The sequence below is a fragment of the Sphingomonas sp. BK481 genome (assembly GCF_014194875.1).
In the GTDB taxonomy this organism is placed as follows: Bacteria; Pseudomonadota; Alphaproteobacteria; order Sphingomonadales; family Sphingomonadaceae; genus Sphingomonas; species Sphingomonas aerolata.
This window is the reverse complement of record NZ_JACIAP010000003.1, coordinates 85,089-104,604: the sequence shown is the minus strand read 5'-3', so window position 1 is coordinate 104,604 and position 19,516 is coordinate 85,089. Positions and strand designations below refer to the sequence as shown.

The window sequence follows — 19,516 nt, the reverse complement described above, 5'->3', positions numbered from 1 at the left end:
ACAGCAGATTATGACGGGGACCCGGCGGTTGGCGCGAATGAGTAATCAGACTTTATCGCGCCGATTGGATCAAACCTATCGAAGAAATATCCTGCGCGCAACATCAGAGCAGCGTTGCGAGTAAATATAATCTAAAAATGATCAATCAAATCGCTAAATATTTGATAAAATCTGGTAATTGCACAACATGCCGACAGATACTAGAGATCTGAAACATTACGGACATATGAACTGAAAATCGTCAGCGGCAGGCGTACATTGATCATCGTGGCCCGAGATCATCGTAAAAGCCATCGAGCCCTAGCCATTTTGGGCATGGCGTCGGCCGCCGGACAGTGCCCAAAGCCGTCGCGACACTTGGCCTAGCCGCGAGCCCCCCTTCAGCCCCTCCGCACTGCGGTCGAGCAGATCGTAGCGCAGTTCGTGGATCACGAAACGCGGATCGCGCGAGATCAGATAGTGGCTGAGGTTCTTGCGCGTCGTCGCATGCGCGACCTGCTCGAGTTCGCGGCCATCCTCGTCGCCGATCAGGCTCGCATAAGCGGTGCGCACCAGCGATCGCAGCCGCCAGTCACGTGCCAGGTCGTCCCGGATCGCGCCGGGCAGCGCGGTCTCATACAGGGCATGGCTGAGAATAAGTCCCGCCGCCACCAGTCGTGCCGCCCCCCGCTTCTGTGCACGCGCATAGAATTGATCGAGGTCGGCGGGCGTCTCGGCGCCAAGGATCGCGCCGATATCGGCCAGCCATTTCAATCGCGCCCAGCCATGTTCGGTACCGTGCGCGAACAGGTACAGGATCGCGGGCGCGCGCGGGAGAACCGCCACGCTGGCGCCCGGCACGAGCTGCATCGGCTCGCGCGCATCGAGATCATCGCCGCGCAGCAGATAGGGATTCTGGAACAGGCGCCAGTGCAGCTCGACCATCAGCCCCGAATCCGGATGTTCGAATGCGAGATCCTTGTAGCGCGCCATCCGCGCCCGCATCGTCGCCGCGCTCGCATCGGCCGCCGGCGCGATCCGCACATAGCCCCGCGCATCGAGCAGGCTGGCGGCGTGCGCGACCTGGTCCTTGGCGACGATCAGATCGATGTCCATGCTGTAGCGGACACCATAACGGCCAAAGGCGAGCATCGCCGCGGTCGCGCCCTTCAGCACCCGGACGGGAATGCCGGCCCCCTCCAGCATGCGTACCAGGTGTAGCGTTTCGAAGACGGATTGCAGCTCCTGCACCGCACTGTCCCGCGCGAGCGCCCCGATCGCGGCGCGCGCGTCGGTCCCGGCGTCGATGTCCGGCAGGCCCGCATGGTTCAGGCCTGCCGCAAACAGGCCGGCAACGCGGTGGCGCTCGACGATCGCCGCGACGCGCGGCCAATCGGTGACCCGTGCCGCCAGCTCGCGAATCCGTGCCGCCCCGCGCGGATCATGCGGCCACCGCGTTGCTGCTACGACGAGCGCGAATTCCGGGGTAGCGATCTGGGCATCGCCGTCGATCAGCGCATCGAGGTTCAACACGGCTGAAATCCGCTCGCCTCACGACCCGGCGGGAACGACGCCAGGATCGCATAGCCTCCATCGGGCGGCGTGCCCGTCACGTCGAATCCCTGATCGAGAACCCAGACATGCGCGTCGAGCGGCATCTTCGAACCGGGGCGGATCCCATAGAACAGCGTCGAATCGACCCCGCGCCGCCGCAGCATGACCTGTGCGGTGAGCCCGCGCTCGAAACACAGCGCGCGCAGGCGGCTGCGCTTGGCCGCGCGATCGACGGCCCAGGCGATGATCTCGGCCAGGTCGCGCCGGCGTGGCCCGGGCGGGAGCGGGCGGGGCAGCGGGCGCGAGGCGATCCGGCCGAGCCGGGGCAGCGCCGCGTGGCGGATCAGCGGCGCGGAGACCGTCAGCAGGATGGTCGCCTCGGCGAGGGCAAACCGTTCCTCCCACGAAAAGCGTCCGAACTTGGTCCAGAATCCGTCCTGGCGCCGAGGCACGATCACGCCTCCAGCCAGAACCATGGCACGTCACGGTCGTGCCGGCCGCAAATCACCACCGCCTGGCCGTCGGCGACGTCGAACGGCTCGACCGGCGTCACCTCGGTTTCGAACGCCCGAACGCCGGGATCGATCGTGTCGTAGACGATCCCCTCGGCCAGATGGAACCGGATCCACTGGACAATCGCGTGCACCCGACCTGCGGTGGCGTGGACCGTGACGGCGTTGCGCGCCGCGGGGATCGGCGGGCCGGTAAAGTCCATGTCGAAGATCGCGACGCCGTTCGAGCGAAGGTCGATCGCCCCCCGGTCCGGCGTATCATGGGCGACCGCAAGCTGGTTGAACGGGGTCATGTCGAAGCCGTCGACGATGCCCATCGCATAATCGGCCGGGCGACGATGCGTGGCGAGCCCGACCATGATCTCGGCCCGGTACGGCATGATCACCGCGTCGTGCGTAAGCAGGCGCGCGCGCGCATCCTCGACCGTCTTCAGTCCGCCCGCACCGATCAGGTTGTTCGCGAGATTATCCCACAGCAGCAGATTCGCAGGGGCGGCCAGATCGACTCCGATCTGCAGGTCGCGCGCGTCCTTCGCGACGATCGTGACGCGGTCCGCATAGCCGTTTTTGGCGACGACCGCGGATGCGGCCGCGGCAACCGCGGAATCCCGCTCGCAGGCGATGACGCGCGCGGCACCGGCTCGCGCCGCGATCATCGCGAAGAGGCCGGTCCCGGCGCCGATATCGAGCAGCGTCGCGTCGGCGGGCATCACGCTGCGCAGCGCCGCGGCGTAGAGCGCGTGGCGATCATCGTCCTGCACCATCGTAAAATACCATTTGCCGACCCCGGCGGATCGGATCCGGCGCGCCTGCGCCGCGATCTCGCGATCATCGGGGGCGAGCGCCAGCGCAGCGTCGCACAACCGTCGCGCGGTTTGTGCCAAGCCGCGGGGCAGCAGCAGCGTCAGGGCCAGCGCGACCATCGCATCGGGGCGGCCGTCGACCGCCGCGATCAGCCGCTGAATACCCGGATCGAGACGCTCGTCCGCGGTCATCAATAATTGCTCCCGGCGGTCCGACGCATGTGGCTGGCCAGTGCGACGGCGTGCAGCAGATTCTCGCGATAGGCGATCTCATAGGCGATATCCGTCCAAAGCGGTGAATCGGCGGGCGGCATGTCGTCGACCAGCTTCTGGAGCCGGTCGACATCCATCGTCCCCGCGGTCTGCTCGAACATCTTCATCCGGTCGATCTCGTCGCGCAGCCGGTCGCGCGAGGCGACGAGCGCGACGGGCCAGTCGGCGCCCTGATAACCGCGCAGCCGGGTATCGAGCACGCTCGGCGGTGCCTTGCCCCGCATCGCCTCGCGCAGGATCGCGCGGGGCTCGCCGCCCCAGGCCCAGCGTTCGACCGGCACGCGCAGCGCCCATTCGACGAGGCGTCGGTCGGCAAGCGGATCGCGGACGTCGATCTTGAACTCCGCCAGCATCGCCTTGAAAAAGCTGCCGTCCTCATTGCCGGCCACCATGCGCAGATTGGCGCCGACAGGATCGGTGCCGTACCGCATCGCGTCGGACAGGTCCGCCGCATGCGCCGGGTCGATCGTCGGGTTCTCCGCGGCGATGCGCGCCTCGACCCGGGCGAGCGTCTCAGGGAGCAGCGGGATGGCGGTGGCCACCGACGGCATCACGATGCCGCGGGCGCGCATCACCTGTTTCCACAGCGATACGGGCAACAGCGGGCCGATGGTGTTCCAGCCGACGCCCGGCCAGCGCATCCACCCCGACCGGACCAGCCCCCGGCCGAGCCGCGCCCAGGCGAGTAACCGTCCGCGTCGCACCAGCGACGGCAGCGCCGCGACGCCCGATGCGCTGATCGAGAGATTGCCCATCGTGCCTTCGAGCAGGACCCGGATGCCGCGGCGCTGCACCGCTGCGTTGATCGCGTCGACCCACACCATGTTGCACAGATTGGGGATCGGTTCGGGATAGAGATCGACGGTGCGGTCGAGCGCCGCAAGCGTCGGGGTATCGCTGCGGATCACCACATGTTCGACATTGGGGTACATCGCCGCGGTTTCGGCGGCGAGCGCGCTTTCGTCGGAGAAATGATGCGTCTGGTAGGTCTGCGGCGTGTGATGCGGGGCGGCGGTATAGGCGACGATCCGTTTCGTCGTATCCGCGAGAAGCCGCGCCGCCGTCACGACGATCGTGGTCGAATCGAACCCGCCCGAGAGGTGCGCGGCGATCTCGTCGCCCGCGCCGCGCAGCGTCGCCGAGACCGCGGCGTCGAGCCGGGTAAGCATCTGGGTCTCATAGTCGCGCTGCGTCTGGCGTCGCAACGGCGTCAGATCGGGTTTCCAATAGGCATGCGTCGTCGCCCCTTGCGCGGTGAAGACGCCGTAATAGCCCGGCATGATGCGCGAGATACCGGCCATCGGCGTGCGATCCGGCGAAAGCGGCGCGCGGCGAAACAGGCGCAGATATTGGTCCTCGTCCGCCGCGCGTGGGACGATGCCGAGCGCGTGCAGTGCGGCGGGCATCGAGGCAAAGGCGAGTGTGCCGTCCTCGGCGCGCAGATAATAAAGCGGGCGCTTGCCGATGAAGTCGCGCGCGAGCAGCAGCCGCTGGTCCTGCGTGTCCCAGGCGGCGATCGCGAACCAGCCATAGAGGCGGTCGAACGCGCACTCGCCCCAATGTTCGAGCGCATCGGCGACCAGCATCGCATCGGACAGCGCTGCCGCCGACCCGCCCGAATGACCGAGTTCGCGTTCCAGCCCCGCACGCTCGGTAAGATGCACGTCCGCCACCACGGCGTAGCGGCGGTCGCGGGCGTGGATCGGGGCGACGAACCGGTCCTCGTCGAGCAGGAAGGCGTGACGCGCGCCCAGCGCGATCGTCCCTCCCCGCCAGATCTCGTGCGCGTCGCGGCCATAGCGGGCCAGCACCGTGCCCATGCGGTCGGCATCGGCATCGACGTCCCGGTCGGACCAGTGCGTCAGGCCATAGATCGCTGTCACGCCATGCGCTCCCGATCGATGCGCGTGCCTCCGCGGATCAGGCGGATATCGCCAACTCCGCCGCGAGCAGCTCGAGGATCAGATCGAGCGTCTGCTCCTCGGCGGTCGCCTGGTCGACGTCATATTCATCCACGAGGATCGCGCTGATCGCTCGCGCGGACATAGGGGCATCGATCAGGCCCCAGATGCGCGTACCGACCTCGTTGAGGCCGTAGCAAACGCCCTTGTTGATATCGAGCGCGACCAGCTGCCCGTCAATCTCCGCCGTTGCCGCCGATGTGCTGCGGCGGACCGGCGTATCCAAATCTGCACGAGCCAAACAGAATTCCCATGCTTTTTGAAGCGTTTCGCAGGCCGTCCGCGGAGGCGGCGCGCCTGGTGGGCCGATCGATACCCAACAAAAAATCGCGCGGCATTATCGCCGCGCGATTTCCCGTGCCTGTTCAGGCCTGAAGATCAGGATGGGCCCATCTGACGACGGAACGTATCACGGTTATAGGGCTGTCCAGCATTCTCGGCATCTGCTGCGTCCATGCGAACAAGTGCAGGGCGCTGCCATGTCTTGCGAGTCTTGACCATATCGATACCCCTTGTAGCATTTGCTGTATCGGCGGCATGTCGATCAGCTTCCGGCTTTCGCAATAATTGCATGAACGGGCCAAAAGGCGTGAATAGTTTTCCTTACCATTTATGAATTCGCGGCTCGTATGAATGATCGTGGCGATTTGTTACCCGTGAACCAGCCGGATTTGCTTGAAGAATCCCGGTGGCGTAATCGAGCGGCTGTGGAAGTCAGCGAAATCATGCACCGTCATTATCGAACCGGAATGCAAGTTCAGCGTAGTTCGGAGCTGGGTGACCGCACATTCCTGGGCGCGGCACCGCTATGATCGTGACTGGGTTCCCGAGGTCGACGCGCCCCGGTGCGCTTCGTCGACCCACCGGGACTGTGGAATCAAGACGGGCCCATCTGGCGGTGATAATAATCCCGATTATACATCAGCGATGCGTTATCGGCATCGGCGGCATCCATGCGAACAAGTACTGGACGCTGCCATGTCTTGCGATGCTGTGTCATGACTAATTCCCAAAGATAGTGTTTCAGTGCGATTTAATATTATTACGTGTTGTTAACCGGTCGTCGCACACATTATCGAAATCTTCGCAACCGTTTTACTTACAATGGCAGCATTGCGTCCCTTATTGGGTCACCTTGACGCCGAGTAGATGGGCTTCGGCAACGGCGGCATCTTCGACAACGTTCTCCAGCCCCCATCGTCGATTGAACCGGAAAATGGGAACGCTGCGGATCAGCGCCATCGATTCGGCCAGATAGCCCGGCGCGCGGCCAAGGAGGTCGGCGATGCGGCGGCGATAGATGTTTGCCGTCACCGCATTGGCAGCCTCGAGCCCCTGCAGTCGGTGGATGCCCGGCGGCGCATCTTCGCCGGCCTGACGCAGATGATAGATGGCGGCGACGGGATAGCGGCGATCCTCGGCGGCGCGCGACATCGCGACCTCGAACTTGTCCTCATACCAAGGAATGCGGGTGACCTCCGCGCCTTCGCGGCCGAGTGCGGTGAGCGATTCGATCCAGAGCTTGAGCCGTGGGATTCCCGGGGTGACCGAAAACCGGCCTTCCGCATCCACTGCGACCGCGCATAGATCGTCGGTGAGGAGGGGATAGCCGCGCGCTTCGAACACCGCGGCCAGCGTCGACTTGCCTGCGCCGGAGTCCCCGCAGAACAGATAGGCCCTGCCGTCATGGACGATCGCGTTGCAATGCAGCGGCAGCAGCCCGCGCTGATGGAGCAGCGCCCCCAGCGCGGTCCCCAGGAGATAAGGTGGCATGTGTTCCGCCGGGATGCCGGCGCGCGCTTCGTAGATGATGCGCGCGCCCCCCGTCACGTCGAACCAGCCGCACTCGGGCACGGACAAGCGCAACGAGTCGGCGTTGATCTCGACCCGCATATCGTCGACCGCGACCCCCGGATCGGGACGTGCCGGGGTGCCGCGTCGGATATCGACATCGGGCTGCTGTGCCGCGATGCGGTTCGCGGCAAGCGACCCGAGCGGGATGTCCGAGCGAAACACCAGTCCGAACGCGCGATAGAAGTTCACGATGCCCCCTGCGTCTGTCCGGCGTGCGGCGCCGTGGCAGCCGCATCGTCTCGCTCGACCGCGACCAGCCGCGATCGCATCGTTTCGAACGATCCCTGTGCAACGACGCGCCCGGCATCGAACAGGAGGATCCGGTCACACCGGCGCAGGCTTTCGAGCCGGTGCGCGATCATCAGGATGGTCGTGTCGGGACACGCCTCGCGCAGCCGGTGAAGAATGATCTGTTCACCGTCGATGTCGATCGCGTTGGTGGCCTCGTCGAGGATCAGCAATTGTGGATCGCGCAACACTGCGCGGGCGAGTGCTAGCCGCTGGCGTTCGCCCCCGGAGATCAGGCTGCCGCGTTCGCCGACCCAGGTGGCGAGCTCCTCGGGCAGTCGTGCGAGCAGGTCGTCCGCGTCGGCGATCCATAGCGCCCGTGCGATCGCCGCATCGCTCGCGCCCGGGTTGGACCAGAGCAGGTTCTCGCGAATGCTCGCATGGCGCATGAACGGATCCTGCGCGACATAGGCGAGCCGGTCGCGCCAGGCGCTGTGGTTCGCCAGCGTGACGGGGGTGCCGTTGAGCAGGATGCGCCCAGCCTGCGGGTGGTAGAGGCCGACGAGCAGGTCCGCGAAACTGGTCTTGCCCGCGCCCGATCGCCCCGCAACGCCCAAAAACTCGCCGCGCCGGAGTTCCAGATCAAGCGCGTCGACGCCGGAACCCGCGCCGTCGGCCCCGCGCGGGTGACGATAGCCGACCCGGTCGAACGACAGGACCTCCAGCGCCGGCAGGATCGCGTCGGTCGCAAGACCGCGATCGCTGGCGAGTTCGGCCTCCAGCTCGCGAATCTGCGCATAGGCCGGCAGCGCGCGAACGACCTCGAGCGCCTGGGTCTGCAGCGCCTGCGCTGGTCCGGCCATCCGCGACAGGATCAGCAGCAGCGCGACCAGCGTCGGGACGGGGACTGCGACCACGCCCAGTCCGATCCCGGCGATCCCGCCCGCCATCACGATGCCCGCCACCGTCATGCGGAGCCGCGATCGGTTTTCCCGCGCGACGAAGGTCAGCTCGGCCTGGACCGAGTCGGTCATGGCGTTCGAAAAATCGGCGACGAACCGGGGGGCCAGGTTCTGGCTCATCGCGAGCTTGAGGGCCCCGAGAAACTGGCCGACTTCGTTCACCATCATCAGATTGGCATCGGTCACGCTGTCGCCGACCTGTCTGGCGGCGCGGAACAAGGGGGCACTGAGCAGCGCGCCCGTCGCGACGAACAGGACCGCGAGCAGCGTGAGCAGCGGGCTGAGCAGCATCGAGATGGTCAGCTGCACCGTCAATGTGATCGCCGCCACGATGGACTGGACGAGCCCGATCGCAGCTTGGCCGAGCCGCTGGATGTCGCTTCCGAGGATACGATTGACCCGGGCATGCCGCAGCCCGACGATCGCACTCCAGGGTGCTGCCCCCAGGCGTTCGATCAGCCTGATCTGCAGCGAGGACAGGAATTCCAGCTCCAGCCGGATGACCGCGCTCTGCCGGATCGAGATCAGCGCGGCGCGCACGAGCATGAGCACGGCAAAGGCCGAGAGCACGAGCGTGATCTGCTCCGGGCGGCTGTCGAGATGCAGCCGGGCGAGCAGTGTGGACCAGTGTCCGCGAGCGCCCGTCCCCCCGGCAATCTGGAGAAGTGGAATGATGAGGACGAGGCCAAGCGCCTCGACCAGGCCGGCAATCGCGACGAGCAGGCCCGTCGCGAGCGACGCGCGCGGCTTGAACAGGCAGAATGCGATGACGAAGGCCCGTGCTTCCTGCCAATTCACAAGGTCATGCCCGTACCGTCGTGATGCGCAGCGCGATCCCAGAAGCGGCGTTACAGGCCGTCGGATCGATCCTGGCGATGTCATGCCGATGCGCGTCGATCGGGGAGCTTGGGGTATCTGTCATCGGCACACCATATAGTCTTTCCGCCTAAGGCAGTGTGCAATGATCAGCAATGACGCGGGTCATTATTGGACGTTTCAGCGTTAATCTCTGAGGTTATTGTTTAAGAAAACAAATGTTGATTTGCTAAGAATCTGTATAATGGCATTTGTTAGGGGGTTAACTGCAAAAATGATGATGCCGGACTGCGCTGATAATCTTGTGTTAAGAGCCGCGACTTATACGGCCCTTAACCTGGAGGACCGATGTCACTCACCGCAACCATGCAGATCATGCCCATCGATGCGCTGACGATGCGCGAAAGCCGTGCCACACGGCGCGTCGTCTCCGCCGACAGCACATTACGGCTCATGCCGGGTGTCGCGCATGACGTGATCGTCGAGGATTTCTCGATGACAGGGTGCCGCCTCCGGTCCTCGATCCCGATGACCGTGGGGACGCGCCTGCGTCTCGCACTGAGCGGCGGCGGCGCGACCGTCGAAGCAGACGTCGTCCGTCTCGCACCTGGCGGCTATGGATGTGTCTTCGCGGTGCCCATTCCAGAAGAGACGTTCGCAAAGGCCTTTTCCGGCCAGACGATCGTCCATGCGATGTTCGAAAAGGACCCGGCGGCGCACGATGCATCCGTGGCTGAGTCCGTGCCCGACATCACACCCTGGCCGCGACCCGTGCGCGCCGTCGTCATGGTCGGGTGCGGGGTCGGTGCCTGGGTGCTGCTCGGACTGGTCGTTGGCTGGCTCTGACAACCAATTCCGAGATATCAGTACTTAGATCAGCAAAACTGCTGTTTGCCAGTAGTCGGCAGTCTTATTATTCAGCAGTACTGCAAGAATACGATATTCAAGCCAAAAAATGCCGACTTCATCCATTTTAGACTCATCTGTTCTACAAGTGGGGTAGGAAAAGTGCGGCGACTCGTCGTGAGGGCGACGGGCATGTTTGGCGCGGGGGGCGTTCGAATGCAGGCGAAACTAGCGGTCGGTCTGGCAGCGGCGACGTTGTTGTACGGGGTCACGGCATTTGCGATCGGCGCGAGCGGCGCATCTGTGTCCGACCCGGCGATCACGGTCGTCTCGACATCCGCGACGGCGTCTCAACCGGCAAGTGGCCAGCAGGCCCCAGGCGTGACGACCGGCACTGCGGCGACGAGCGCTCTGCCGAGCGAGACCGGGTTCGCGTTCGGCGTGCAGACCCATTTCAGCCAGGGATGGAGCCCCGCGTGGCTCGATCTAACGACGCCGCTCGCGACCAAATCCGTGCGCGATACGGTCAACTGGGCCAGTGTCGAGCGGACGGCGGGCGTGTACGACTTTTCCGGTACCCCGGTTCAAACGCTCGCCACATTTTGCGGACGCGGCGGTGCGCTGACGCTCACGATCACGCCGAAGAACGCGCTCTACGACGGCGGGCGGATGGTGTCGTCGGCGGCGGGCCGGACCGCCTATGCGAATTATATCGCCGCGCTGCTGACGCGGTTCGGATCCTGTGTCGTGGCGATCGAGGTCGGCAACGAAGTCAACAGTGCCGGCGCGCTCGATTATCCGGCCGGCGTCGACAAGTTCCGCGCCTATGTCGACATGCTGCGGGTCCTCTATGCCCGGGTGAAGCCCGCCAACCCGCAGGTCGCGATCCTCGGCGGATCGACCAACGTGATCGGGACGGGGTTCCTGACCTCGCTGTTCGCGGTCGGCATGCTCGACGTGATCGACGGCGTCGCGGTCCATCCCTATCGCCCCGATGCGGAGGGGATTGATTTCGAGATCGCCAATCTCAACGCCGCCATGAGCCGCTACGGGACGCCAAAGCCGATCTGGGCAACCGAATTCAGCTTCGGATATGCCGATACGCGGCGCGCCTCGGCCGGTTTGGTGAAATCGGTCGTCGAGCTCTATGCCGCCGGCGTCCGGCATGCGTCCTGGTACGCGCTCGTCGAACAGACTCATTTTCCGTATATGGGGCTGTTTACCGGATCGCTGATCAAGCCGCAGGGCAGGGCCTATCGCAACGTCATCGATTCGCTGTTGCCATACGGCCAGCCGGTGCGGGTCGATACCGGGGACCAGCCGTTCAACCTCTACCGGATCGGTGCCGATCGCTGGGTCGTCTGGGGGCTGCGCGGCACGATCAGCTTCACCGGCGGTGTTGTTCGCGACATGTACGGGGTGGCGTTGCCCGCTGGTCCGGTCAAGATCGGGTCCGAGCCGCTGATCGTCACCGGGGCCACCGGCTATACGATCACCGCGTCGCAGGTCGTTGCCGACACGATGCTGCAATATGGCAGCGGATCCTGGAGCTACTGGCGTCGCGACAAGGCGAATGTCGATACCCGGCTCGGCGTGTTCGACACCGATTTCGCGAGCCATTTCGGCGATCGCTGGTCGAAGCCGCTGCGCATCAACAATACCACCGCCGCACCGGCAGGCGATGGCGCGAACCCGATACGCGCGGTGATCCGCTATACCGCGCCGCGCGCGATGCAGGTCGAACTGTCCGCCTGTTTCAGCAAGGCGAATACGGGCGACGGCGTCGATTACCGGATTACCCGCAACGGCGTGACCGTCGCCTCGGGGATCGTCGTCGACACCGCCACGGTCAACGGGGTCAAGTTCGGCCTCGAAATCGGCGACAAGGTCGATCTCGTATTCGGCCCCAACCAGACCTATGGCAGCGACTCGTTCTTCTACCGCGCCACGCTGAGCAACCGTGGCCAGGGCACGACGGTGGTCTGCCCCACGGCGTGAGCCGAATCGGCCCCGGCCGCTGCGCTCGGGGCCGTGCGCGCTCAGGCGTTGGCGGCGCGGGTGAGGCTGAGGAACACGTCCTCGAGATCGGGTTCCTTGGTCGAGACGTCGACGATCCCGAAACCGCCCGACTGGACCGCGGCGAGGACTTCGCCGGCGTTCACGCGGTCCTTGGCATAAGTGATTTCGAGCGTGCGCGTGCCCTTGAGCGCGATCTTCTGGAAGCAGGCGTTCGCCGGGACCATGCCGACATCGCGGTCGACGGTGACGGCGACGATCTTTTCCTGCGCCTTGCCGACGAGCTCGCGGGTCGGCTCGTTGGCGATCAGGCGGCCGTTGTTGATGATCGCGATCCGGTCGCAGAGCTCTTCGGCTTCCTCGAGATAATGCGTCGTCAGGATCACCGTGACGCCCGCTGCATTGAGGCTGCGGACATAGGTCCAGAGCTGCTGGCGCAATTCGATGTCGACGCCCGCGGTCGGCTCGTCGAGGACGAGGACGGGGGGCGAATGGACCATCGCCTTGGCCACCATCAACCGGCGTTTCATGCCGCCCGACAGCGTGCGTGCATAGGCGTGCGCCTTGTCCTCCAGATGCACCGCGCGGAGCAGTTCCATCGTCCGGCGCTTCGCCTTGGGCACGCCGTAGAGCCCGGCCTGGATTTCGAGCGTCTCGAACGGCGAGAAGAAGGGATCGAACAGGATCTCCTGGTTGACGATCCCGATCGACGCCTTGGCGTTGCGCGGGTGGCCGTCAATGTCGAAGCCCCAGATCGCGGCGCTGCCGTCGGTCTTGTTGACCAGCCCCGCCAGGATGTTGATCAGCGTCGACTTGCCAGCACCGTTGGGGCCGAGCAGCCCGAAGATCTGGCCGCGCGGGACGTCGAACGTCACCCCGTCCAGCGCGCGCTTGCCGCCGGCGTAAGTCTTGCAGAGGTTCGAGATTGCGATCGCGGCTTCGGTCATGGTTGCGGCATAGCGGGGCGGGGAGGGCGGGTCATCCCCTCGGGCATGGCAAAGAAGATTTGTTCGCGCGGAGGCGCGGAGGCGCGGAGATGTCGCATCCAGCCTGTCGGTCGGGAGACCCACTTCCTGTTCCGCCGCATCTGATGTGAAGGTCGCTTCGCGAGAAGCGCAACACCTCCGCACCTCCGCGCCTCCGCGTGAACAAATCCTTCCTTCCGATCACCACCGAAGAACCAATTGCCCGCCCCGCCCGCGCTTGCTATCGCGCCCGCATGCATCCGCCGCTCGAAACCACCCGCGTCACCCACGCCCGCGTCGCCTGCGATGGCGCCACCGACATTCCCGGCGGTGCAGCGCTCGGCCATCCGCGCGTGTGGCTGCAGATCGACGAGACCGGCTATGTCGATTGCGGCTATTGCGATCGGCGCTTCATCCTGGTCGGCGGGGCCGCCGATGGCGCGGACCAGTCGACATTGCGCGACCATGGGGATGGCGCGGGGCGCTAAGCCGCTTATATCTATCGGATGACGATAGCTGCAGACCCCCGCTCGTTCCTCTACCGCGACACACTCGACCCCGAGCAGGCGCAGGCACTCACCGCCAAGGCGCTCGCCAAGGCCGATGACGGCGAACTCTATCTCCAGTACCGCAAGGCGGAGGCGTTTGGCTTCGACGACGGCCGGCTGAAGACCGCCTCCTACGACACCAGCTCGGGCTTCGGCCTGCGCGCGGTGTCGGGCGAGATGACCGCGTTCGCGCATTCGAACGAGATGACCCCAGCTGCGATCCGCCGCGCCGCCGAGACGATGGCGCTGATCGAGCCGGGCGTCGCCGCCAAGGCCGGCCCCCCCCAGGGCACCAACCGCCACCGCTACACCGCCGCCGATCCGCTCGACCTCGTGCCGTTCGCGGACAAGGTGAACCTGTGCCAGACGATCGACGCCGCCGCGCGCGCGCGTGATCCGCGCGTGGCGCAGGTGTCGGTCAGCCTGTCGGGGACATGGTCGGTGGTCGAGATCGTCCGCGCCGACGGCTTCATCGCGACCGACGTGCGACCGCTGGTGCGGCTCAACGTGTCGATCGTCGCCGAGCAGAATGGTCGTCGCGAGACGGGCAGCTACGGCATCGGCGGCCGCTATCTTTATACCGACCTCTTCGAGCCCGAGACGTACAACCGGGCGATCGACGAGGCGCTGTCGCAGGCGTTGGTCAATCTGGAATCGATCGCGGCGCCGGCGGGCGAGATGACGGTGCTGCTCGGCAATGGCTGGCCCGGCATCCTGCTGCACGAAGCGATCGGCCACGGGCTCGAGGGCGATTTCAACCGCAAGGGCACGTCGGCCTTTTCGGGGCGGATCGGCGAACGCGTCGCGGCCGAGGGCGTGACCGTGGTCGACGACGGATCGCTCCAGGATCGCCGCGGCTCGCTGACGATCGACGACGAGGGCACGCCGACGCGCGAAACCGTGCTGATCGAGGACGGCATCCTCAAGGGTTATATGCAGGACAGGCTCAACGCGCGGCTGATGGGCGTCGAGGCGACCGGCAATGGCCGCCGTGAAAGCTATGCCCACGCGCCGATGCCGCGGATGACCAACACCTTCATGAAGGCGGGCAACGACGATCCCGCCGAGCTGCTGAGCCGTGTGAAGAAGGGCATCTTCGCCAAGGCGTTCGGCGGCGGGCAGGTCGACATCGTGTCGGGCAAGTTCGTGTTCAGCTGCACCGAGGCGTATCTGGTCGAGGACGGCAAGCTCGGTGCGCCGATCAAGGGCGCGACGCTGATCGGCGACGGCCCCAGCTCGCTGACCAAGGTGCGCGGGATCGGCAACGACTTCGCGCTCGACGAGGGCATCGGCATGTGCGGCAAGGGCGGGCAGTCGGTGCCGGCGGGCGTCGGCCAGCCGACGCTGCTGGTCGACGGCCTGACCGTCGGCGGCACGGCGGCGCAGTAACGGGCGCCGCCGTTCAGCGGCGTCCTAGTCCTCGATCCCGAAGTTCAATCCGCGCGAGACATTGGGGTCGACGACCGCGACCACGAAATAGGCGCCGAACTGCTTCACGCGCTGCAGCCAGCCGGTCTTTGCCTTATAGAGCGCCGGTGTAATCTCGGTCGAAGCGGCGATTTCGGCGTCGACATAGCGGCGGACATGCGCGGCGAAACCGGGATCCTCGATCCGGATCATCAGCTCCATGTTGATGAACAGGCTGCGCATGTCGAAATTGGCGGAGCCGATATGGACCGCGTCGTCGATGACATACAGTTTGGTGTGCAGCTTGGTCGGCTGATATTCGAAGACGTGCACGCCCTTGCGCAATAGTCCGGCATAGGTGAACCGCGCGGCGGCGATCGTCGCGTTGTTGTCCGATTTCGCGGCGGTGACGATGCGCACGCGGTCGGTGCGACGCCCAGCACGATCCAGCCTGCGCAACATCGTCGGGCTCGGGGTGAAATAGCCGGCGATGATGTCGATCCGTGTCGCCCTGCGCATGTCGTCGCGGACCGCCCGCGCCCAGGGTGACAGCCGCCGCGTCGGTCCGCCGATCAGCCAGCGCGTCGGCCCCTGCGTCTCGCTATAGCGGCGCAGCGCATGGTTCAGTTTGCGCAGCTTGCCCTTGGGCTGGTGGATCCAGCTGCTCAACGCATCGAAATAGCCCGTCAGCCGCCCCGCGGCCGGGCCTTCGATCAGCAGGCCGAGATCGCGCCAGGCATTGTCGGCAATCGTGCCGAAATAGTCATCCTCGACGTTGAAGCCGCCGACGATGATCCGTGCGTCGTCCCGTTCGCCGTCCGCCAGCGCGAGCTTCTGGTGGTTGCGCAGCAGATATCGCCGCCCGAATCGCGCGGAGAACCGGCACACCGCGATTCCCGCCGCTTCGAGCGGGTCGAAGAAATCGGCGCTCGCCGCATCGTCGCTGCCGAAGCCGTCGACGATCAGCGCGACGGTCACGCCGCGTTTCGCCGCCGCGATCATCGCCGCGTTCACGCGCTGGCCGGCATCGTCGTCGGCATAGATATAATAGAGGATGCGCAGCGACTGCCGCGCGCCGTCGATCAGCCCGATCAGTGCCGTCAGGCGTTCGGGGCCCGCCTCGAGCAGCGTCAGCCGGTTGCCATCGACGGTGAAGACCGACTCCGCCGCCTGCGGGGTCGTGGTGCGATCGAGCTCGGGGGCGGGCATGGTCATGGCCCGGGTAGTGGACATAGCATCGGGCCGATGCAACCTTGCGGCGGGCCGACACGGGGTAGCGCCGGACACCCAACCGGCAAAATCTTGACTTTGTGGCGCGGTGTGGGTAGGCGCCTGTGTCTCCCTATCGGTGTTTGTTGCGAAGGAAGCGTCATGGCGCGCGTTACCGTCGAAGATTGTGTCGACAAGATCCCCAACCGGTTCGACCTGGTGCTGTTCGCAGCGCAGCGTGCGCGGCAGATCTCGGGCGGCGCCGAACTGACGCTCGACCGCGATCGCGACAAGAACCCGGTGGTCGCGCTGCGCGAGATCGCCGACGAGAACGTCAAGCCGGCGCATCTCAAGGAATCGGTCATTCAGGGCCTGCAGAAGGTTCGTGTCGACGATGACGACGAGGTCGATGCCGTCGGCAGCCTCGCGGCATCGGCCGAGGCGCTGCGCCTCACCGCCGCCGCCCCGCCGCGCAACCAGAATCTGGGTGCCGATTACGAGGGTTGATGGCACGGACGTGGAGCTGCGTGAGCCGGGCCATGTTGTGATCTGACCCTGATCGGTCTCCGGCGAACGATGCTGCGGTATCGGTTGGTTGATGTGATTGAAAGGCTCGTGGACCTGAAGGTCCGCGGGCCTTTTCTTTGCGTGGGTGTCGTTGGGGGTGAAGCGGGGGGGTAGCGGGGGCGGTTCACATTCGCCGTCACGGTGGCCACCGGACGCTACCCTCATACCGGCCGCCACCCCGACACCGGTCGCCATCCCACACCGTGCGTCACCCCCACGCCGTTCAAAACCCGCACACCGTTCGCCACCGCCGTACCGTTCGCCCTGAGCGTAGTCGAAGGGCATGGGACTAAAGGTGCTTCGACTGCGCTCAGCACGAACGGGGGGAGGGGGCGGGCTACCGGGCTTAGTCTGAAGGGCTCAACGCAAGCGCGCCCCCGGCCATGCCGCGGCCATCATGCCTAAAACCACCCCTCCGCGGCAAAGCCGCGTCGTCAGGAGCCGCACAGCGGCGTTGGCCGCGTCGATCGGTGGATCAGCGCTCCCGATCCACGGATCGCCCCTTGAACCCCTGCGCCACCACGAACCACTCGACCGAGCCCTTGCGGCTCGCCGGCGGCTTGGCGTGCTTCACGCTGGTGAAGTTGCGCTTCATCTCGGCGACCAGCGCGGAATCGGCGCCCCCCGCGAACACCTTCGACACGAAGGTCCCGCCCTTTTCCAGCACGTCGCAGGCGAAATCGAGTGCCGCCTCGACCAGCGCCATCGTGCGAAGCGCATCGGTCTGTGGATGGCCGACGGTGTTCGCGGCCATGTCCGACAGCACCAGGTCGGGCGCGCCGCCGAGCGCGTCGATCAGCATCGCGGGTGCTGCGTCGTCCATGAAATCCATCTGGAAGATCGTTACGCCGTCGATCGGATCGACCGGCAACAGGTCGATCCCGACCACCGCCGCCTTGGGCAGGCGCCGCTTGATCACCTGTGCCCAGCCACCCGGCGCGATGCCGAGGTCGATGACACGCTTCGACCCCTTGATGACCTCGAACCGTTCGTCGAGCTCGGTCAGCTTGTACGCCGCACGGCTGCGATAGCCCTCCGCCTTGGCGCGCTTGACGTACGGGTCGTTCAGCTGGCGTTCGAGCCAGCGCGTCGACTGCGCGGTCCGCTTGCGTGCGGTGAGGACGCGGGTGTGCCCGCCCGAGCCGCCGCGGCTCATGGCCTGGGGCTCCCCATCAGGCGGCGCAATATGCCCTCGCGAATGCCGCGGTCGGCGATGCCGAGCCGTTCGGCGGGCCAGATGTCCATGATCGTCTCCAATATCGCGCAGCCCGCGACCACCAGGTCGGCGCGCTCGTTTCCGATGCAGGCGAGCTTCGCCCGTTCCTCGATCGCCATGTGCGACAAGTCCGCGCTGATCCGCCGCATCGCGCTGGCGGGCACGATCAGCCCGTCGACCTCCGACCGGTCATAATGGCTGAGCCCGAGATGCACGCTGCCCAGCGTCGTCACGGTGCCGCTGGTACCGAGCAGTCGGGGGCGCTCGACGTCGAGCGGCAGCCGCGCGGCGAACGGCGCGATGCTGTCCGCGACGACCTGGCGCATCCGCGCATAGGCTGCGCGCCGGCCCGCCTCGCCCTTGCCGCCGCCCGCATGTTCGGTCAGCGACACGACGCCCCAGGGGGCGGAATGCCAGTCGAGCACGGTCGGGATCGGCGTCGACGTATCGACCAGCACAAGCTCGGTCGAACCGCCGCCGATGTCGAAGATCAGTGCGGGGTCGTTGCCGGGTTCGATCAGCGCATGGCAGCCGAGCACGGCCAGCCGCGCCTCTTCCTCCGCGGTGATGATGTCGAGATGGATGCCCGTTTCGGCAAGCGCGCGGGCGATGAAGGCGGGGCCGTTGCGCGCCTGGCGACAGGCTTCGGTCGCGACCGAACGCGCCAGCGTGACGTTGCGGCGCTTCAGCTTGTCCGAACACACGCGCAGTGCGGCGATCGTGCGCTCGATCGCGGCGTCGCTCAGTTGCCCGGTGGACGCGAGCCCTTCGCCGAGCCGGACGATCCGCGAGAATGCGTCGATCACCGCGAATCCGCCTGCCTGCGGGCGCGCGATCAGCAATCTGCAATTGTTGGTGCCGAGATCCAGCGCGGCAAACGCCTGCGCATCGGCCCACCGCCCTCGACCGGGCCGGGTCGCCGCCGGACGGGCAGGACCAGCCTGCCGGGACGGCATTCGGGCGGAAACATCCCCCATCGCCGTAAAACTCACTATCTATATCTGCCGCCGCGGGAAAATACCCGCCCGGTGCTTGGCGACGAATGTAGCGCAGCGCGGCGATTACGCAAGCGACGTGGCGAATTGGCACCATCAGGGCGTTGACACGGCGCAAACCCCCGCTTAGATCGCGCCCTCGCTGATGCCCCGTCGTCTAATGGTAAGACTGCGGTTTCTGATACCGCCTATTGAGGTTCGAATCCTCACGGGGCATCCAGCGCTTTATCCTTTGACGCTGAAACCGGACCTCCGTGACAGGAGTACGCCTTGGGCGTGCTTCCCCATGGCGGCGGGAGATCGTCGTGTTTCGCTGGGATGAGCGGCTGAGATGGCTGGTAAGAGGTAAAGTCGCTGGGATGAGGTGCGCGCTTCGTCCCGAGAGATATGCCTACAAGATCATATGCGCCGGATTAGGGGGCTGTGGTCCCTAAGACCCACAACCGGCCATTCAGACCGCCTTTCCCGCTTCCCAACTTCGGCCGTTCATTCATCTTAGCAGAACGGACCCGTCGGCTCCGGCTGGTCCCGGCTAAACGGCGAAATGTGAGACTTTCCTGCCCTTACGAGGTGATGCCTCGAACGGCAGGTCGCGCTAGTAGCGGACGTCCAGTGCTTCCCCGAACGGCCATCGGAAATCGACTGGAGATGGGCCGATTGCGGCCTGACTGCTCATAGTCGCCAAACTGCCAAAACGGACCGTGCGCATTGTTGCGGGACGCTCCCCGCAGATAAGGTGCGCCGAGACCACGGGGCTCGGCCTCAGAGGAAGCCCCCGCCCCGAGCACGCGCTGAAACGTAGAGC

General features: G+C 65.7%; 17 protein-coding genes and 1 tRNA gene. 6 read left to right on the top strand and 12 right to left on the bottom strand.

From position 1 onward, the window contains the following. Positions 1-300: 300 nt before the first annotated feature. The 8 genes from FHY04_RS06775 to FHY04_RS22875 form a co-directional block, all read right to left on the bottom strand. Complete coding sequence (locus FHY04_RS06775) at positions 301-1,512, bottom strand: nucleotidyltransferase family protein (RefSeq protein WP_183935923.1); 1,212 nt, start codon at positions 1,510-1,512, stop codon at positions 301-303. Beyond that, entirely contained in the window at positions 1,506-1,985 is a 480-nt protein-coding gene (locus FHY04_RS06770) for a lasso peptide biosynthesis B2 protein (protein WP_183935922.1), read from the bottom strand. The genes FHY04_RS06775 and FHY04_RS06770 overlap by 7 nt, the downstream gene beginning before the upstream one ends. A 2-nt stretch (positions 1,986-1,987) precedes the next feature. Beyond that, complete coding sequence (locus FHY04_RS06765) at positions 1,988-3,040, bottom strand: 50S ribosomal protein L11 methyltransferase (RefSeq protein WP_183935921.1); 1,053 nt, start codon at positions 3,038-3,040, stop codon at positions 1,988-1,990. Then, positions 3,040-5,004, bottom strand: a complete 1,965-nt coding sequence (locus FHY04_RS06760; RefSeq protein ID WP_183935920.1) for an asparagine synthetase B — start codon at positions 5,002-5,004, stop codon at positions 3,040-3,042. Before FHY04_RS06760 ends, FHY04_RS06765 begins: the two co-directional genes overlap by 1 nt. Before the next feature lie 37 nt (positions 5,005-5,041). Then, positions 5,042-5,323, bottom strand: coding sequence for a PqqD family peptide modification chaperone (locus FHY04_RS06755; protein WP_037528629.1), 282 nt, complete (start codon positions 5,321-5,323; stop codon positions 5,042-5,044). Between the two features lie 636 nt (positions 5,324-5,959). After that, positions 5,960-6,082, bottom strand: coding sequence for a hypothetical protein (locus FHY04_RS22480; protein WP_260171372.1), 123 nt, complete (start codon positions 6,080-6,082; stop codon positions 5,960-5,962). 122 nt (positions 6,083-6,204) lie between these two features. Next, positions 6,205-7,125 (bottom strand): hypothetical protein, encoded by a 921-nt coding sequence (locus FHY04_RS06750; protein WP_183935919.1) that lies wholly within the window; start codon positions 7,123-7,125, stop codon positions 6,205-6,207. Beyond that, entirely contained in the window at positions 7,122-8,924 is a 1,803-nt protein-coding gene (locus FHY04_RS22875; RefSeq protein ID WP_183935918.1) for an ABC transporter ATP-binding protein, read from the bottom strand. Before FHY04_RS22875 ends, FHY04_RS06750 begins: the two co-directional genes overlap by 4 nt. 366 nt (positions 8,925-9,290) lie before the next feature. Between FHY04_RS22875 and FHY04_RS06740 the strand changes: the two genes are divergently transcribed. Continuing rightward, on the top strand, positions 9,291-9,788 hold the full coding sequence (locus FHY04_RS06740) for a PilZ domain-containing protein (protein ID WP_183935917.1): 498 nt from the start codon (positions 9,291-9,293) through the stop codon (positions 9,786-9,788). A 216-nt stretch (positions 9,789-10,004) separates the two neighbouring features. Further along, complete coding sequence (locus tag FHY04_RS06735; RefSeq protein WP_183935916.1) at positions 10,005-11,786, top strand: hypothetical protein; 1,782 nt, start codon at positions 10,005-10,007, stop codon at positions 11,784-11,786. Positions 11,787-11,827: 41 nt separating this feature from the next. On the opposite strand, the gene FHY04_RS06730 is transcribed toward FHY04_RS06735, so the two are convergent. Further along, positions 11,828-12,751, bottom strand: a complete 924-nt coding sequence (locus FHY04_RS06730) for an ABC transporter ATP-binding protein (protein WP_183935915.1) — start codon at positions 12,749-12,751, stop codon at positions 11,828-11,830. 272 nt (positions 12,752-13,023) lie between these two features. On the opposite strand from FHY04_RS06730, the gene FHY04_RS06725 reads away from it, so the two are divergent. Beyond that, positions 13,024-13,257, top strand: coding sequence for a zinc-finger domain-containing protein (locus tag FHY04_RS06725; RefSeq protein ID WP_031393477.1), 234 nt, complete (start codon positions 13,024-13,026; stop codon positions 13,255-13,257). An 18-nt stretch (positions 13,258-13,275) separates the two neighbouring features. After that, positions 13,276-14,706: a metalloprotease TldD gene (tldD, locus tag FHY04_RS06720; protein WP_031439725.1), complete on the top strand. Its 1,431-nt coding sequence runs from the start codon at positions 13,276-13,278 to the stop codon at positions 14,704-14,706. A gap of 24 nt (positions 14,707-14,730) precedes the next feature. Here the strand turns inward: tldD and FHY04_RS06715 are convergent, their stop codons facing one another. Next, the gene (locus tag FHY04_RS06715; RefSeq protein WP_260171371.1) at positions 14,731-15,939 is read right to left on the bottom strand and encodes a phosphatidylserine/phosphatidylglycerophosphate/cardiolipin synthase family protein; all 1,209 of its coding nucleotides are present in this window, start codon (positions 15,937-15,939) and stop codon (positions 14,731-14,733) included. Between the two features lie 156 nt (positions 15,940-16,095). On the opposite strand from FHY04_RS06715, the gene rpoZ reads away from it, so the two are divergent. After that, positions 16,096-16,440 carry a DNA-directed RNA polymerase subunit omega gene (gene rpoZ, locus FHY04_RS06710; protein WP_031439727.1) on the top strand — a complete coding sequence of 115 codons (345 nt, stop codon included), beginning with the start codon at positions 16,096-16,098 and terminating at the stop codon, positions 16,438-16,440. 535 nt (positions 16,441-16,975) lie between these two features. On the opposite strand, the gene FHY04_RS06705 is transcribed toward rpoZ, so the two are convergent. Together FHY04_RS06705 and FHY04_RS06700 are read right to left on the bottom strand one after the other, a co-directional pair. Beyond that, positions 16,976-17,656 (bottom strand): RlmE family RNA methyltransferase, encoded by a 681-nt coding sequence (locus tag FHY04_RS06705; protein ID WP_031393473.1) that lies wholly within the window; start codon positions 17,654-17,656, stop codon positions 16,976-16,978. Then, positions 17,653-18,672, bottom strand: coding sequence for a Ppx/GppA phosphatase family protein (locus FHY04_RS06700; protein ID WP_031439729.1), 1,020 nt, complete (start codon positions 18,670-18,672; stop codon positions 17,653-17,655). The genes FHY04_RS06705 and FHY04_RS06700 overlap by 4 nt, the downstream gene beginning before the upstream one ends. A 185-nt stretch (positions 18,673-18,857) precedes the next feature. On the opposite strand from FHY04_RS06700, the gene FHY04_RS06695 reads away from it, so the two are divergent. Then, positions 18,858-18,931, top strand: a tRNA-Gln gene (locus tag FHY04_RS06695). Positions 18,932-19,516: the final 585 nt, after the last annotated feature.

Bases quoted from the DNA above. Each gene is read 5' to 3' on its own strand.
- FHY04_RS06765 (WP_183935921.1), bottom strand. From the start codon at position 3,040: ATGACCGCGGACGAGCGTCTCGATCCGGGTATTCAGCGGCTGATCGCG.
- FHY04_RS22480 (WP_260171372.1), bottom strand. From the start codon at position 6,082: ATGACACAGCATCGCAAGACATGGCAGCGTCCAGTACTTGTTCGCATG.
- FHY04_RS06740 (WP_183935917.1), top strand. From the start codon at position 9,291: ATGTCACTCACCGCAACCATGCAGATCATGCCCATCGATGCGCTGACG.
- FHY04_RS06735 (WP_183935916.1), top strand. From the start codon at position 10,005: ATGCAGGCGAAACTAGCGGTCGGTCTGGCAGCGGCGACGTTGTTGTAC.
- FHY04_RS06730 (WP_183935915.1), bottom strand. From the start codon at position 12,751: ATGACCGAAGCCGCGATCGCAATCTCGAACCTCTGCAAGACTTACGCC.
- FHY04_RS06725 (WP_031393477.1), top strand. From the start codon at position 13,024: ATGCATCCGCCGCTCGAAACCACCCGCGTCACCCACGCCCGCGTCGCC.
- tldD (WP_031439725.1), top strand. From the start codon at position 13,276: ATGACGATAGCTGCAGACCCCCGCTCGTTCCTCTACCGCGACACACTC.
- FHY04_RS06715 (WP_260171371.1), bottom strand. From the start codon at position 15,939: ATGACCATGCCCGCCCCCGAGCTCGATCGCACCACGACCCCGCAGGCG.
- rpoZ (WP_031439727.1), top strand. From the start codon at position 16,096: ATGGCGCGCGTTACCGTCGAAGATTGTGTCGACAAGATCCCCAACCGG.
- FHY04_RS06705 (WP_031393473.1), bottom strand. From the start codon at position 17,656: ATGAGCCGCGGCGGCTCGGGCGGGCACACCCGCGTCCTCACCGCACGC.
- FHY04_RS06700 (WP_031439729.1), bottom strand. From the start codon at position 18,672: ATGCCGTCCCGGCAGGCTGGTCCTGCCCGTCCGGCGGCGACCCGGCCC.